The sequence below is a fragment of the Neobacillus paridis genome, from assembly GCF_016765675.1.
Lineage (GTDB): Bacteria > Bacillota > Bacilli > Bacillales > Cytobacillaceae > Neobacillus > Neobacillus paridis.
Genome location: NZ_JAESWB010000025.1, coordinates 96,739 through 112,020 on the forward strand (window position 1 = coordinate 96,739; position 15,282 = coordinate 112,020).

The following is a 15,282-nucleotide window of genomic DNA, read 5'->3' on the forward strand; positions in this document are numbered from 1 at the left end:
TTTAAATAAAAATATACCAATACACTTAGTTATAATAATACAAAAATACTTAAAATATACATAGTTTATACAAAATATTTAAATGAAAATACATAAATATTCGGTTAAAATTCAGGATTTAAAGGGAGGTGAAATAAATGGAATTAGATGATAAATTAAAGGAATTATTAAAAGAACCAAAAAAGCATATTCCACAAGGTTGTTACTGCTATGAAAGAATTAAAGGGAAATTCAGAGCATGTCCTTTTTGGGATTGTGATGAGACAAAACCTGAACAAGAAAATGGTTATTGCCACTATTTAGGTGAAGGTGATTGGGAAAACGATCGGTCTGGATTACTTTGGGATATGGTTAAAGAATGCGGAGTTAATGGTGAATTACCTGAATGGTTCACAAAAGGAGAATAGCAAATAAAATATTAAATTTATTTGGATTAACAAAAAGGAGAGATTAAATGAGTAGTACAGCAAGAGGTTATGATAGACACGCAAGTGATTACTATATAACTCCAATTGATAAAATTTTGGAGTTTCTAAATGAATTCAACAAAAAAGAACGAGTGTTCCACAATCAATCAATCATGATACTTGACCCCAGTGCTGGAGGAGACAGTAACTATCCAATGAGTTATCCTACAGCTTTAGAACAAATTGGAATACATAAAGATTGCATCAAGACGATGGACATAAGGGAAGATTCATTGGCTGAGATCAAAGGCGATTATTTAAATACAACTTTAGATTATAAACCAAATGTAATTCTCACTAACCCACCATTTTTATTTGCGAGAGAATTTATTGAAAAAGCATTAAATGACGTATCCAACAATGGATTTGTTATTATGTTGCAACGTTTAAATTTCTTTGGTGGTAAGAAACGTAAAGATTTATGGGAAAAACATATGCCAAAATATACATTTGTACATAGTAAACGAATTTCTTTTACACCTGATGGCAAGACGGATTCTATAGAATATGCGCATTATGTTTGGCAGAAAGGTCATTATCCTGAATTTACTCAATTAAAAGTAATTTGATAAATAAGAAGTCAAAGTGATTTAATTAAATATATAAGGAGATGAATCGAAATGATCATGCTCAAATTTGATATTGATGAGAAGGTGGTTACAACAACAGGGAAAACAGGAACTATTAAATCATTCAGAGTTGATGGAAACAATAAAAACGGAGTTAAAACCATTGATATAAAGTATTACGTTCATTTTGGTGGATATGCGAGCGATTGGATTTCCGAAGAACATTTAAAACCATATCATGATTATGATAATTTTTCACCAAAATTTGAATTAGACTTTTTAAACTTATTAATTGACGTGAATTTATCGAAACGCAATTTCGAAATGGTCAAATATTTTAACGAATTAAAGATGACGTATAGTAAGATTGAAAAATTTTAAATGAAAAAAAGGTGGTCATTTGTTTACTATATTAAAAATAATAATGATAATCCCATTATTCTTAATGGCATTATTGTTTTACATACTTTATTGGATAGGATTGGTATTGCTAAATATTTTTAGAATGATGATACTTATTCTGGCTAATATATTATGTGTAAATACTTGGAGAGAATATCGAACAAATTTGAATGAAAATTGGAATGAATACGTTATTGAAGATTTTGCTCCATTTAGGGAATATTCAATTGAATTTTGGAAGAATGTTTACAGGTGTTTAATATATGAGAAGAATGAGGTGGTAAAATGATTTTATCAGAACATAGTTTGCAATTGTTAAAGGACTATATAAAGCAACTAGACGGAGAAGTATCAAATTTATATCATTCTTTAGAAAGTGAACTTCCAGAAAATCAATGGAAAGTGTATGAAAAATTAATAGATAGATTATTTTATATAATTGGACAAATTAATGAAGAAATGTATTTTTTATAAGATTTAAAAAATTTTCTATTGCTTTTTAATTATAAATATATTAATATTAATATATAAACACAATAGAGTGGTTACTTAATAAGTAGTCGCTCTATTGTATCATAGGAGGTGAACAGTACACACTGAATATGAAGAAGGAATTAGTTATTCTTGAAATGCAAAAGAATTTTTACCTAAAGAAGTTAGCTGAAATTGATAATAAAATTAAACAAATAAAAGGAGATTAAAATGAGTAAAATCGCTGAATTTGAACACCAATTGGCTGAAGTTGAAACTAAAATTTATGAACTTAAAGAGTTACGTAATGACTTATATACAAGGATAGATGAAGAAAGAGAGAAAGAAAACGAGGAATTATCTATAACTTTAAATAGAAAAGAATTACATAAGTTGTTAGCAGTGTTTGAACATTCAATTATAAGCACCGAATCAGTAAAAAATAAAAAATCAAGAATCGACTTAATTGAATTTAAAAGTGAATTATCTTGGATGATATGTGATTTACTTGGATATAACACATATGAAGGAAGCATTGACCCTGACACACTTGAATATTATACATTTAAAAGTACTCCGACAGAATTCCCTTCCTCAAGGAATGTGGAGGGCGAAGCCAATGAGTAAGGAGGAAAAAACAATGAAATACTTTAGGCGAAGAAATGAAGGAAGTTAGCAGAGATTATGCCCTTGTGAAATTTAGCAGAGCATATGACGAAAACCAAAAACTATTGCCAATTTCAGGAGTTGTTGAGGAATTTAACTGTCAATCAAATGAAGTTATTGTGGTTGATGGTTTATTAATTTAGTGTGCCATAGTTTGACATATACTGTGAAACAAGAAAGGGAGATGTAAATGAAAAATAAAAAAGATGAAATGGTATGGAGCAAAGAATTAGGGTTTTATCTTTTACCAAAGAACGAAGTAAAAGGATTGAAAGTTTGTTTACACAAGAAGAACGCGCACACATTAGAGAGAAATGTAGGGTATTGAAACTTCAGGGTGATAGGTTAGATTAATTATAAATTTATAGTTAAGTAGTTTCTTGAAACTCCAAAGTGAAATTTTAAAAAATGGAGGAAGTAAAATGGATAAATTTTTAAACATGAAAACATTTGATATTTGCTGGAATTGTGGAAAAGAACATGATTCTACTAATCAATCACCTTTTGAATATGGAGTTAAGTGTGAATGTGGGGGATATGTAGTCAGTCCTTCTGGAAAAGTTCAAATAAAGACAGTTCCAATTGTCCATGTATATCAAATGAATGAGTATGATGCAGTGGCAGCAGAATCAGTTGAACAAGCAATAGAGTATTATTCGCAATTTGAACCACTCGATGAAGAAGATATTGAAAACATTGAAGTTGTCCCAATGGATTATCAAGTGTGGGATGATGAAGAAAGAACTAAAAAAATTTCTATTCGAGAAATAATCGAAAATGAATGGAAAGGCGAACCATTTATCGCATTTTCAACAGAGTATTAACGAAGAAACCATTTATAGTGAATCAACTAACAGAGAAATGGATACTACTAAGATAATTAATACGACAGTATCCATTTACTCAATTTTAAATAAGGAGTTATTAATTTGAGTAGAGTTAAAGATTTATATATTCTTGCAAAATACAAAGACGGTGAATTTGTTGAATATGTGCGAAAATGAAGAAACAATGCTATTTCAGGATATGATAATTTAACTGATGCGAAACGATTACTAACTAAATCAAAAAACGCTATGGATTCAAAAGGATATGAATTAAAAATTATGAAAGCTGATTTATTAAGTTTTGTGAACATTTAAATTTAGTGTTTAAAGAGGTGACTATTAAAAATGAAAATTAATGGAGTTTACGTTGTTTTATATAAATCTCCAAAAATGCCAAATGAAAGAATAAGAGGACAATTTCTTCATAAATTATCATGTTTTGTAGGAGAATGCGAAAATTTCACAACTAGAATATGTGCATTTAGAAATGAAGAAAATGAATTTTTGCTTGTAGATTATGAAGATATTGTGCAAATGCATCTTGCAAAATAAAACCAAATAAGATGACTATTTTATTAAAAATAAATTAATAAATGGAGGAATATTAAAATGACTAAATATCGTAAGAAACCAGTGGTAATAGAAGCAGTAACTTTTGAAGAATTTATAGAGTACGGAAAGCAAAACGGAGGGAACATTGTCAATGGTATGCCTTGGTCATTTGAATATAACGGACATCTAGTGACACATGAAAATGATGAATGTTATCTCATTCCTACACTTGAAGGAACAATGCGTTTCACTACCGAAGATATGCTTATCACTGGTGTGAATGGAGAAATTTATCCTTGCAAAAAAGATATATTTGAAAAAACTTATGAAGTAATCTAAATAGCAATACGAGCAATTAGAAATATCAAGGTGAAAATTAAATAAGTTAAATGGTATGTACATAACGAAGCACATTATTTTTTATAGTGGAGGAATTGGAAGAACAATCCGAACGAGTCCAAGATTTGAAGATAATGCTGAAAGTTTTAGGAGATCTGAATAATCGCTACAAACAGGCATTGGAGTTTTATGCTGATGATAATAATTACAAACGTATTAAGACTATAGCAACCAACATTGATATGGATAATGGTAAAAAAGCACGTGAAGTATTGGGTGATAAACAATGACTGAATACGCGTTGTATAAAGGCGATAACTTGCTCCATATCGGGACACTGGAATAAATAGCAAAAGAACGCAATGTCCAAAAAGAAACCATCCAGTTTTATATGACACCGACTTATCAAAAGCGAATTTCCAAACGTAAAAATCCCAGGAATTATATCACTGTTACAAGGTTAGAGGAGGATGAAGGATTTTTATATGATAAAGGAAATTTGGCTAAATTATATTACTATTTAGGTTTTAATCATATTGAAGTCATTTCAATTGGAACCATTTAGAAGAAATAATTTACTTGATACGAGGAGTGGAATCATGAGTAAATGGTGGAAAGAAAAGTATTTAGGTAAATATGTTTTTTATGCAGGATTATTATCTAAAAAAGAAGTTAGATTAGGCTTTTCTATAGGTAATGAAAATACGAGTTTTGATTTATTATGGTTTACTTGTGGATTCATGAAAGCGTAGTAGTTGAAATTCTTAATTTAATATGATAGAAGAGTGATAAATTGTTAAATAGTCCTATTTCATGGGTTGGAGGGAAGCATAGATTAAGAAAACATATTATTCCTCTGTTCCCCAAACATACCTGCTATGTTTTGGAAACTTTTTATACAGGGTGTGCAACTTTCAGAGTGATAAATAGATTAAAAGAATTTTAGACTACCACTTACTTTCTTGAAACTTGAAGGTGAAATAATAAAATAAATTAAATAAATATAAAAGGTGGACAATGAATTGAGGGATAAACTTTTTGATAAATTTAACAAAATTTCCAATGAAGAAAAAATATATTTTCTTTGTAGATTATTTGGATTAATGGAGACCTATGAAGATACAAAAAGAACTCTTAGTACAGATACATTCTTTACTATGGTACAGGAGCGAACAAAGGAGGTATTAGATTGATAGTTTTTCCAGAAAGAAAATTCAATATAATCTATGCTGACCCTCCTTGGCAATTCAGTAGTAAAGCATATCAAGACGGTGGGAGAGATATGCTTAAACTTGAAGAAACGCAGTACAACACAATGACAATTAAAGACATTAAATCTTTGCCTGTAAAGGAAATTGCAGATGAAGATTGTGCTTGTTTTATGTGGGTAACAGATTCTCACTTAAAAGAAGGGATAGAAGTATTAGAAAGCTGGGGGTTTAAGTATAAAACAATAGCCTTCGTATGGTTGAAAAAATATGATAGTGGAGATACTTGTTATAATTTTGCACCTTGGACTTTAAAAAGTCACGAAATTTGCTTATTGGGAATTAAAGGGAGAATGACTAAGCATAATGTCAAGAATAATGTGAAAGGCTTTGTAGAAGCTGTTAGAGGTAGGCACAGTGAAAAGCCACAAGAAATAAGAAGACGTATCGAAGAATTATTTGGAGACATTCCAAGAATTGAATTGTTTGCAAGAGAATACAATAAAGGTTGGTATGTTTGGGGAAACGAGGCTAATAACATATGTCCAGAATGTAAACAAGGTATGTCAATGGGAGAGTATCGAAATGGAGAAAAAGAACCTTGCGATGAGTGTTTAGTGCAGTATGACTTAGGTTAATTCCACCCCGAAAGTTAAATACCCTTTATACAGAAGAAGAAGCTGAAGAATTCGCTGAGAAGTATAATAAAGGAGGACTAAATGATTAAGCCGACAACAGTGATTTTAATTGAAAAAGGAGGAGTAAAATGGCAAAATATCGTAAGAAATCAGTAATTATCGAAGCTGAATTATTTAAAATGGGTATGGAAGATGGATATGCATGTTATCCTATTTTCTCAGATAAGTTATTAGGCTTTTATCATAAAAATGAACCGATTCCAAAAACAAAAAGAATACCAGCAATTAAAACATTAGAAGGTTGGTATGAAGTAGAAGTTGGAAAACATTACATAGTAACTGGTGTAAAAGGCGAACGTTATCCAGTAGAAAAAGAAATCTTTGAAGAAACATACGATTTAGTAAATGCAAAAGAATCTCTTGATTTAGCATGAACTGCCACTATGATAAGTAAATAATAAAATAAAAATCAATGTAAGATAAATTTTAAGTATAATTATATTGATGTAAAAATATAATGAAAAAGGTGGTGGATATATGCTGTACGAGATTAATAAGCTGATAGATTTTGATTTTAGCATGTTGAAAAAACTAGGATGGTTACTATACGATAGGGAAGATCAAAATGGTGGCTTGAATCAAGAAGCATATAATGAAGGATTTAACGATATCTGGGGAGCAACAAAAAAAGACACCTTTAATATCATCGTATGAACGTTTAGGGTTTACTATTTGGGGCAAACATAGAAATGATTAGAATGAATACGGTCATTGGTAACGATAAAGCAAAAAAGGAGCTATATATATATATATATATATATATGACATGGGAAAACGTTCGGTTTAAAGACTTGAATCAAGGTGAGATTTTCCGCAAGAAAAAAGACCTATTTATATTGGAAGGAGATGCGGGAAGAAGAAGTCGGATGGTCGGATTCTATGCTTTAACAAAAGTCAAACCCGATTCGCATTGCATTGAATATGAATCTGATAAATGTGAACATTTTGAAATAGAAGGGGTTACCTATCATCGATCATCAGAAGATATAGAAAATGAATTTGGTGAAATGTGGGAGCCTTATTATGCCATTCGAAAAAGAGATATAGGGCATATGAATATGAAAGTTGAAAAATATAACGGAATGATTTTAAAAAAAAGTATACTAAAAAGTAGGGTAAATCCCCAAGCGAATACCCCTACCTTTTCATGTATTATTTATGATGTTTTTTCCTTTTTGTACCTTAAAAGCGAACAAAACAAATACAGTTAAAACAAATTATGTGCATTAACGAAAGGAGAATTGAAGTGGAGAAATTAAAGTTATCTAGGTTGAATGATGATATTGAAATTTCAATTGAGGAATCAAGTATGGTTTACACAGTTGCAGAATTAAAACGTGAGATTCTTGAATTGGGTGAACCACATCACGAATCGGATAATTGGTACACTATTATCCGCAAAAAATGGAGTCCAGATGCCCAATTTATGCTCGAAAGATACATTGACAGTGAGCAAGATAATATGTATGAAAATTGGGATAACAGGGCTTGGGATTGTGTTAGCAAAGGGGTTATTGGGAAAATCCAAGAGGTTTTAGATGAAGCATTTAAGAGTGATTACGCTACTGCTTATTGGGAATATGACCAGCCTGTTGAAATAGATATTTTCCCAAATAACTAATACACAGTTTGACACATTTTACAAAATAAGGAGGTTTGACTAATGGAAGTAAAGTCAAATGGTTTCAGGTGTGAGAATTGTGGTAATAAAACCTACGGAGATAAAGAAATATGTGTGAAATGTGGGTCAGAAAATTCAATCAAGCCTATCCCAAAAGTCCTTTACAAATGCTACCTTAACGGGACGTTTTATGGCGGTGGCAACTTAAATTATATACTCGAATTGTTTAAGGATTATGTAGTCACTTGTAAGATGTACGGTAAAAAAGAATGTGACTTTAAAATCGTTAAAGACTAATGTACAATATGATTTTTAAATGCATTAAAGACATATTAAGCGTGACAAGGAGGAATGGAAATGGAAGTTAGAATATGGGATATTAGTTTGGCAATTACAGACAAACATGAAGAAATGGAACTGGTTAAAACACTTGATATTAAAATGTATAAGGATTTAGATTTTGGTGGTTTTATCGTTATTGATGGAAAAAGCTATCGTCTTTGTATGTATGACAATAAAAAGGATATTTTAGCCGTTGAACCTGTGAAACTCAATGAGGAAGCCGAAGAAATTGAATATAATAGCGAATTCGAATGTCCATATTGCGGAAGTGTAAACGATGATGCTTGGGAACTTGATGATGAAGGGGAAACTTATTGTGGGTCTTGTGGCTCCGAACTTGAATACGAAAGAGTAGTTACTATTGAGTACAATATTAAGCCTAAGAAATGTGCTCCCATTACAAGAGTATAATGTCGTATTCCTAAGGAGAAGAAAAACAATGGAAGAACAAATCAAATTAAAACAGTTAATAGAACATCTTCAAAAGCAATTAAAAGAGCATGGGAACTTACCTGTTTATTATTGTGATGATGCGGTAATCGGGAAGCAAAGTTGGTTACCTAAAGCAGTAAAGATTTATTCATATAAGTCATATGACATGCTTAATAGCGGAAATTTAGAAGAAAAAGATGAAGATTTATATGATGTTAATTTAGAAAAGCCCATTATAAAAGGGATAATTGTTTAATTCACATTTCGAAGATTAAGTGCATTTAAGACACATATTGTGACACAAATAAATTTTAGGAGATTGATAATCATGGAAGAATTAACAATTAAAAATTTAGAAGCATGTTTTAAAAATGCAAAAGTATTAAAACAAAATTTTGTTGCTGTAAGGATCGAAATGGAAGGATTTCCAAAAGCTGAAATCATTGTAAATCCTATTGAAAATGCTGATTCCAAATTGGCGTATTATCAAAAAACTTATAATGAAAATTTGAATCATAAATACGCAAAAGGTATTAAAATTGTTGGCTTTACTTTTGGCGAAGATATGAAAGAAATACAAGAAGATTTAGCTTATTAACATCGTATTTCGACAACGAAACGACATAAAAAATATTTAGTCATTTAATAGAAAGGAGATAATAAAATGGATAATATTTGCCCTATTTGTGGCGAAGAAATGGAACACTGGAATCAGGGAATTTACGAATGTAAAGAATGTGGTGCAATGATCGATATCTCGATATTTGACGATGATGATACAGATTAAGGTGGTTAAGTGAAGGAGATTAAATATATGGAATGCTAACAGATTATATGTTAAAAGATAGTAATACAGTTATGACTCAAAAATCACTCATTCATAATGCTAAAGATAGTGATTTTATAGAGGTTTCATTGATTGTTTAGATGGATGATATTAAACAATGGATAGATGAGATAGAATTATTAGGATTATAAGAAGATAATAAAAAATGAGTTAGAAAGGATATTGAAAAATGAATAAGTTAGTAGTATTCAATTTTAATGAAGATACCTTTCAATTTGAAGCCATTAATGAACATGATTTAACAGTATTTCCAATTCAAAATAGTGATGATTTTGATTTAGAAATTGGAGATGTAGTTAATGTTAAAAAATTAAATGAAATTGAAAATGGAGACTATACTGTTACAATAGATAAAATTGTAAATAAAGGATTAATTCGTGATAAATTTTATTATTTTCAATAGGAGAAATATGAATGGTAGAAATTAATAAAATTATTTTAACAGATGCTATACCTTCTATTAGATCAATTGAATCTGATTCAATTGATCTAATAGTTACAGACCCACCATATTTCGTTCAGGCACAAGGTACAGGTGGAGGAAAAAACAAATGGAACGGTGGAAGTCGTTTTAAAGGTGGAAATAGTGTATTTGGTGTGGAAAATTCACAAGATAAATTATTTAATTATGTTAATGAAAAAGATTATATGAGTGAATTTTCAAGGATTATTAATCCTAGTGGACATATTTACATTTTTACAAATGATAAAAATCTAACTAGAATGATAAATGAAGCTGAAAAACACAAATTAAAATTGATGAATATCCTTGTTGTAGATAAAATTCAAGGTACATATTTTTCTTATTATCAAAAACAAGTTGAATTTATTTTATTTTTTAGAAGCACAAAAGGAAAAGCTAAATATATAAATAATTGTGGTATGGGTAATCTTTTTCAATACAGATACACAAGAGGAAAAGATAAGTTACATCCTAGTGAGAAACCATTGGAATTAATAGAAAAGTTAATATTACAAAGTAGCAATGAAGGAGATATTATATTTGATCCGTTTGCTGGTAGTGGAACAACAGCTATAGCATGTGCAAAAAATAATCGAAATTTTATTTGTTATGAATTAGAAGAAAAATACGTAAATATTGCAAATAAAAGACTTAAAAATTATGGCTATTCGGAATAACGTGTTGAAATGATATTTTATAAGTATAATATATAAAATGACATAAATCGGATTATCGTGTTGAAATCACCACCTTAAATTGGTATAATTAACCTATCAAAAGATATGAGGAAACTTTATGAAAATTGGAACAGTTATTGTTAATGATACTGGTAATCACGTTGTTACCGAAACTACAAATGGGTATGTTACGAAAACAGAACCTTTAGAACAGTTTATATCTCGTAGTGTTATAGTTGAGTACAAAGGAGAATGCAAAACACTAAGAGAAATCATTGAGATTCATTGCGATGAATACTTATCTAAATGCACCATAATTGAGGAGCAACAGCAACAGAAAACCAAGAAATCCTACGATAATTTCGCCTGATTGGTCAGTGAATTTCAGAAAAGGAGTAAGTTGGATGAAACCTAAGTTTATAAGGATTATCAAAACAACTGACCCCTTAAATTGGTGGAATCATAAGGACATAATAGGTAAAACGTTTGAAGTCCTTGAAGTATCAAAATACAACTATGCAAAGATAGAATATTGGTCAGGTTATTACGGTTGGTTGCCATTAGAAATGTGTGAAATTAATCCACATTTAAAGTTAGTTCAACTTTAGGATGAAGTATTTTAACTTCACTTTATCATATTCTTTTCAACTCAATAATCCGTATAGCCAAAATTATATTAAAGGTATTGATTAAATAAAATTAAATTGATATAATCAGTATTATTATTTAAGGTAGGTGATGCAAATTGATTGTATTATAGTTTAGTAATAAATATAAACTTTGACTATAATTTGACCAAAAAAACAAAAGAAATAAAGGAGAACTACAAATGTATAAAGATTCATACAAGAAAAAGCAACATAGAATTGCAGGACTAGGAAAACAAACTATCTTCTCAAATATTTATGAAGCACCTTTCAACTCAAACAAATTAACAAAGTATTTTGCTTTAATTCGTGTAGGAGAAAAATCATTTTTAACTGAATATGAATGTCGCTTTCGTTCAGAAGCCGTTTCAATCTTTAATGAAAAAGCACGACTAGATAATGGATATGTTGAATACATTGGAGTTTTTAAATAAAAATAACTTAATAAGGGGAAATAATATGCTATATGCCAATAAGCAATTTCTTGTTTCTGTCACTAAAGTTGAAGCAGACGGTGAATTACATACTCCAGAAGTTACGTTACCTGTATACAAAAATAATTTAATAGCTACAGATCAAAATGGTAATCAATTTGTTTTAACAGATAGTCATTTTTTAGAAAATTACATTCCTGTTGAGAAAGTTGAAACCAAATCAAAACGAAGATTAAATAAGTCGCCATTTGAATTAGCAGAATTAGAAGAAGTATATAAACAAAATTGGGTGGGGGCAGAAGAAGATCAATACATATATGGAACGAAAAAATTAGCCAATAATAAATAAATTAACAATTAATGAAGATATGGAGTGTTGTTTGTTGAATAAATTATATCAATTTGAACATAAAGATATGGTATTTTCAAAAGATGGACAATTAGATGAATTAATTGCATTAGATAGATATGCTATACCTTCATATGACGGATATGAAATTGGAGATATTATTGTTGCAATTGTTGATAAAGAAATGGGAAACAAAAAGGTTGGAGTAATTAAAAAAATTATCAATGACAATGAATTTGTTATTAGAGACAGATTTAATGAAACACATACTGTTGAAAAAGAATTAATACAAAAGCCGCTTGAAATTGAACCACATCAACTATGGACACGTTGGGCTAAAGGTGCAGCTAGTGTAGAAAGAACGGATGAATTAAAACAAAAATGGGAAAATGAGTTTAGGTGGTTGTTTGATGGTTATAGATACTCATTAGGTGGACGTATTCAATTAATGCTAGGTCAAGAATTTATAACTGGCAAACGTGCTAATTTAACAGCTTATAATTGTTTTGTAAATAGATCGCCAAAAGCAAAAGATACACCAGTGGAACAATTTCTTGATGTAGTAAATGTAGCTTATTATGAAGCCTCCATTATGCGTAGGGGAGGTGGAGTTGGTATAAATATTTCACACATTAACACTGTGAAAGGTAGTAACTCAACAAAATCTTCATTTAAATTCTTATTAGAAGAAGGACATAAAGATTCTCGAGAATTACAAGATAGAATTAAATTGGAAAAATTTGATAGTGTTGAAATTTATACAAATCGAGAAGAATGGAAAAAAGCATTAGATAATTTCAACTCTTATAAATTTACAGTAGGTGATTCAGTCGATGAATTATTTGATGGAATCAATACTCAAATCAAAGAATCATATAAAGGTAAAGTTGTAGGTATTGATTTTAGTGGACTTAGACATAGAAATGCCATTGTAAAAGGTGTTAATGGTAGAAGTTCAGGTGCAGTAAGTTGGATGGAATTATTCGTACTAATAGCTAAACTATTACAACAAGACACAATTGATAATGTTGAATTTGCTGAAATATTTAGTGATATTGTGCATTTAATTATTCAAGGTGGAAATAGAAGGGGCGCTTTGATGCTCATTTGTCAGGACGATAATTCAAATATTTATAAGTTTATGGAACGTAAAAAACAGATGGGATATTTATCAGGAGCGAATATTTCAGTAGGTATTTCTGATGCATTTATGGAACGTGTGAAACGTGCTAAAAAAGAGTTAAAGAAAATGGTCATTCCAAATGAAGATGATCAAAAAGCATTAAATTTATGGAATGTATTGATTGAATCAGCTTGGTCATCAGCAGAGCCTGGGATTGTATGGATGGAGCGTTACAATAAGGAGTCAAATAGTTGGTATTTTTCTGAAATTGTTGCAACTAATCCTTGTGGTGATTTACTTAAATAATTTAAAACTTTACCATACTTAAAATAAATATATAAATAAATGGATATTCACCATTATACATAACTAGAAAGTATGAGAAAGTTATAGAATTTTTAAGTAGTTAAGATTGCCTCAAGTAAAACATCGGGGAAAATCGGTGAAGGCTAAGTTAATTATATTAATATGCTAATGCCGAGAGGGCTATCATCAATAGCCTTTGTAACGCATAGGAACTGAGCGATATGATAGCAAAAATGTTCCCACGAGTCTCCGACTACTCAATGAGTAGAATATGTATGCTGAGCTGGTCTGAATTGACAGACGTATCCCTAATAAAGGGTATGAGAGAAATCTCCAGAAGTAGAGGATAAAAAGCCTTTACGATAACATAACTGGAACAAGGTTTACCAGAATTTGGTGTTTGTAACTTAGGACATTTCGTATTATCTAGATTTTATGATAAAGAAAATAACGATGTATTGTGGAATGATTTGGAACGTGCAGTTAGAATTGCCGTTCGCTTACAAGATAATATTATTGATTATACACCATACTTCTTGGAAGAAAATAAACAAGTACAATTATCAGAACGTAGAGTTGGAATAGGATCAATGGGATTAGGGACATTAATGATTCAATTAGGATTGCGCTATGGTTCAGATAAAGGTAATGAATTTATAGATAAATTATATAAGTTTATTGCTAAAACTGCATATGAAGCATCTATGGACTATGCAGAAGAAAAAGGTGCATTTCCTAAATATGACTATGAACAATTTATTCAAAGTGGATTTATGAAACGATTACTTAAAGAATTTCCACATTTAAAAAATAAACTTAAAAAGCAAGGTATTAGAAACGTTACATTACTTACTCAAGCACCTACAGGTTCTACAGCAACGTATATTAATAATATTCCTTTATTTAGAAAACTATTCGGTGGTTCAACATCAGGAATAGAGCCTTATTTCTCATGGGAATATTGGAGAGCAGGAAGATTAGGAGTCAATAAACAAACGGAGTATATTGCAGAACAATATATGAAAGAACATAATATTGATAATATTGAAGATTTACCAGACTATTTTGTAACTTCAATGGAATTGCAAGCATCAGATCATGTTAAAGTTCAAGCTGCAATTCAAAAATGGACTGATTCTTCAATTAGTAAAACCGCTAACTGTCCTAGTGATTTTACCATTGAACAAACCGATGAATTATATATGCTTTCGTATGATTTAGGACTTAAAGGAATGACAATTTATCGTGATGGCTCAAGAGAAGCCCAAGTGTTAGCAACAAATGAAGAAGATGCAAAATTAGAAAGTCATATTGAAGCTGAAAAGTTGAAAAAGTTAAAAGAATCAAAACAAGTAGAGAATAAACCTTTAATTCAAAAACGACCTAAACGTTTATATGGATTTACCGATAAAGTAGGATTCTCATATGGTGATAATTTCGGTAGAGCCTATGTAACTATCAATATGAAAGATGGAGAAGTTTGGGAAGTATTTGTTTCAACTAAAATTAAAGAGGTTAGTAGTCTAGCGAAAGCATTAGGTTTAATGACTACTAAGCTATTGAGACTTGGTGGAGCAAGTGACAATTTACAACAAGCAATTGATACACTTACATACGATCAAACAATGGGGACATTACCATATGCAATTGCTGGAATCTTAAAGGATATTCAAAAAGAAAAATTTGAACTTGAAGTTAAAACATCTAATAATGAAGGTAAAAAGTTTGAATTAGCAGAATGTCCTAATTGTGGAGAAAAGGCATACGACAAAGGAAATTGCATCTGTTCTGCTTGTGGTGTTAGTAAGTGCAATTAATTTAATATAATATTGGAGAGATGAA

The 15,282-nt window shown here is 30.1% G+C and carries 28 protein-coding genes and 2 pseudogenes; all 30 read left to right on the forward strand.

What is annotated here, in order from left to right; genetic code table 11:
- The first annotated feature begins 137 nt into the window (after positions 1-137).
- Complete coding sequence (locus JK635_RS02360; RefSeq protein WP_202652057.1) at positions 138-407, forward strand: hypothetical protein; 270 nt, start codon at positions 138-140, stop codon at positions 405-407.
- A gap of 47 nt (positions 408-454) precedes the next feature.
- Positions 455-1,036 (forward strand): hypothetical protein, encoded by a 582-nt coding sequence (locus JK635_RS02365; protein WP_202652059.1) that lies wholly within the window; start codon positions 455-457, stop codon positions 1,034-1,036.
- 51 nt (positions 1,037-1,087) lie between these two features.
- Positions 1,088-1,417, forward strand: coding sequence for a hypothetical protein (locus JK635_RS02370; protein ID WP_202652061.1), 330 nt, complete (start codon positions 1,088-1,090; stop codon positions 1,415-1,417).
- Positions 1,418-1,723: 306 nt separating this feature from the next.
- Positions 1,724-1,912 carry a hypothetical protein gene (locus JK635_RS02375; RefSeq protein ID WP_202652063.1) on the forward strand — a complete coding sequence of 63 codons (189 nt, stop codon included), beginning with the start codon at positions 1,724-1,726 and terminating at the stop codon, positions 1,910-1,912.
- Between the two features lie 228 nt (positions 1,913-2,140).
- Positions 2,141-2,536: a hypothetical protein gene (locus tag JK635_RS02380; protein ID WP_202652065.1), complete on the forward strand. Its 396-nt coding sequence runs from the start codon at positions 2,141-2,143 to the stop codon at positions 2,534-2,536.
- A 35-nt stretch (positions 2,537-2,571) separates the two neighbouring features.
- Entirely contained in the window at positions 2,572-2,718 is a 147-nt protein-coding gene (locus JK635_RS02385) for a YosH family protein (protein WP_202652067.1), read from the forward strand.
- Positions 2,719-2,997: 279 nt separating this feature from the next.
- Entirely contained in the window at positions 2,998-3,399 is a 402-nt protein-coding gene (locus JK635_RS02390; RefSeq protein WP_202652069.1) for a hypothetical protein, read from the forward strand.
- Positions 3,400-3,747: 348 nt separating this feature from the next.
- Positions 3,748-3,954 carry a hypothetical protein gene (locus tag JK635_RS02395; RefSeq protein ID WP_202652071.1) on the forward strand — a complete coding sequence of 69 codons (207 nt, stop codon included), beginning with the start codon at positions 3,748-3,750 and terminating at the stop codon, positions 3,952-3,954.
- Positions 3,955-4,011: 57 nt separating this feature from the next.
- A complete protein-coding gene (locus tag JK635_RS02400) occupies positions 4,012-4,293 on the forward strand; it encodes a hypothetical protein (protein WP_202652073.1) in 282 nt (93 codons plus the stop codon).
- A gap of 95 nt (positions 4,294-4,388) precedes the next feature.
- Positions 4,389-4,583, forward strand: coding sequence for a hypothetical protein (locus JK635_RS02405; protein ID WP_202652075.1), 195 nt, complete (start codon positions 4,389-4,391; stop codon positions 4,581-4,583).
- A pseudogene (locus tag JK635_RS24090) lies at positions 4,580-4,765 on the forward strand (hypothetical protein); the annotation flags it as partial. The gene JK635_RS02405 and the pseudogene JK635_RS24090, both read left to right, overlap by 4 nt.
- Positions 4,766-4,892: 127 nt before the next feature.
- The gene (locus JK635_RS02410; RefSeq protein ID WP_202652076.1) at positions 4,893-5,045 is read left to right on the forward strand and encodes a hypothetical protein; all 153 of its coding nucleotides are present in this window, start codon (positions 4,893-4,895) and stop codon (positions 5,043-5,045) included.
- Positions 5,046-5,482: 437 nt separating this feature from the next.
- Positions 5,483-6,139 carry an MT-A70 family methyltransferase gene (locus tag JK635_RS02415; RefSeq protein WP_202652078.1) on the forward strand — a complete coding sequence of 219 codons (657 nt, stop codon included), beginning with the start codon at positions 5,483-5,485 and terminating at the stop codon, positions 6,137-6,139.
- Between the two features lie 128 nt (positions 6,140-6,267).
- Positions 6,268-6,573 carry a hypothetical protein gene (locus JK635_RS02420; RefSeq protein WP_202652080.1) on the forward strand — a complete coding sequence of 102 codons (306 nt, stop codon included), beginning with the start codon at positions 6,268-6,270 and terminating at the stop codon, positions 6,571-6,573.
- Between the two features lie 103 nt (positions 6,574-6,676).
- The gene (locus JK635_RS02425; protein ID WP_202652082.1) at positions 6,677-6,853 is read left to right on the forward strand and encodes a hypothetical protein; all 177 of its coding nucleotides are present in this window, start codon (positions 6,677-6,679) and stop codon (positions 6,851-6,853) included.
- Positions 6,854-6,888: 35 nt separating this feature from the next.
- Positions 6,889-7,410: a hypothetical protein gene (locus JK635_RS02430; RefSeq protein ID WP_202652084.1), complete on the forward strand. Its 522-nt coding sequence runs from the start codon at positions 6,889-6,891 to the stop codon at positions 7,408-7,410.
- 35 nt (positions 7,411-7,445) lie between these two features.
- Complete coding sequence (locus JK635_RS02435; RefSeq protein ID WP_202652086.1) at positions 7,446-7,820, forward strand: hypothetical protein; 375 nt, start codon at positions 7,446-7,448, stop codon at positions 7,818-7,820.
- Positions 7,821-7,862: 42 nt separating this feature from the next.
- Complete coding sequence (locus tag JK635_RS02440; protein ID WP_202652088.1) at positions 7,863-8,117, forward strand: hypothetical protein; 255 nt, start codon at positions 7,863-7,865, stop codon at positions 8,115-8,117.
- A 60-nt stretch (positions 8,118-8,177) separates the two neighbouring features.
- On the forward strand, positions 8,178-8,573 hold the full coding sequence (locus JK635_RS02445; RefSeq protein WP_202652090.1) for a TFIIB-type zinc ribbon-containing protein: 396 nt from the start codon (positions 8,178-8,180) through the stop codon (positions 8,571-8,573).
- Positions 8,574-8,601: 28 nt separating this feature from the next.
- Entirely contained in the window at positions 8,602-8,850 is a 249-nt protein-coding gene (locus JK635_RS02450; RefSeq protein WP_202652092.1) for a hypothetical protein, read from the forward strand.
- A 72-nt stretch (positions 8,851-8,922) separates the two neighbouring features.
- Positions 8,923-9,192: a hypothetical protein gene (locus JK635_RS02455; RefSeq protein WP_202652094.1), complete on the forward strand. Its 270-nt coding sequence runs from the start codon at positions 8,923-8,925 to the stop codon at positions 9,190-9,192.
- Positions 9,193-9,258: 66 nt separating this feature from the next.
- Entirely contained in the window at positions 9,259-9,381 is a 123-nt protein-coding gene (locus tag JK635_RS24605; protein WP_306792897.1) for a hypothetical protein, read from the forward strand.
- A gap of 229 nt (positions 9,382-9,610) precedes the next feature.
- Complete coding sequence (locus tag JK635_RS02460; RefSeq protein ID WP_202652096.1) at positions 9,611-9,844, forward strand: hypothetical protein; 234 nt, start codon at positions 9,611-9,613, stop codon at positions 9,842-9,844.
- Positions 9,845-9,855: 11 nt separating this feature from the next.
- Positions 9,856-10,581, forward strand: coding sequence for a DNA-methyltransferase (locus JK635_RS02465; protein WP_202652098.1), 726 nt, complete (start codon positions 9,856-9,858; stop codon positions 10,579-10,581).
- Positions 10,582-10,699: 118 nt separating this feature from the next.
- Complete coding sequence (locus JK635_RS02470; protein WP_202652100.1) at positions 10,700-10,951, forward strand: hypothetical protein; 252 nt, start codon at positions 10,700-10,702, stop codon at positions 10,949-10,951.
- A gap of 34 nt (positions 10,952-10,985) precedes the next feature.
- Positions 10,986-11,189, forward strand: coding sequence for a hypothetical protein (locus JK635_RS02475; RefSeq protein ID WP_202652102.1), 204 nt, complete (start codon positions 10,986-10,988; stop codon positions 11,187-11,189).
- 221 nt (positions 11,190-11,410) lie between these two features.
- Positions 11,411-11,662 carry a hypothetical protein gene (locus JK635_RS02480; RefSeq protein ID WP_202652104.1) on the forward strand — a complete coding sequence of 84 codons (252 nt, stop codon included), beginning with the start codon at positions 11,411-11,413 and terminating at the stop codon, positions 11,660-11,662.
- A gap of 25 nt (positions 11,663-11,687) precedes the next feature.
- Entirely contained in the window at positions 11,688-12,011 is a 324-nt protein-coding gene (locus JK635_RS02485) for a hypothetical protein (RefSeq protein WP_202652106.1), read from the forward strand.
- A gap of 973 nt (positions 12,012-12,984) precedes the next feature.
- Positions 12,985-13,428, forward strand: a pseudogene (locus JK635_RS26340) (ribonucleotide reductase barrel domain-containing protein); the annotation flags it as partial.
- Positions 13,429-13,811: 383 nt separating this feature from the next.
- The gene (locus JK635_RS02495; protein WP_202652689.1) at positions 13,812-15,257 is read left to right on the forward strand and encodes a ribonucleotide reductase barrel domain-containing protein; all 1,446 of its coding nucleotides are present in this window, start codon (positions 13,812-13,814) and stop codon (positions 15,255-15,257) included.
- Positions 15,258-15,282 lie beyond the last annotated feature (25 nt).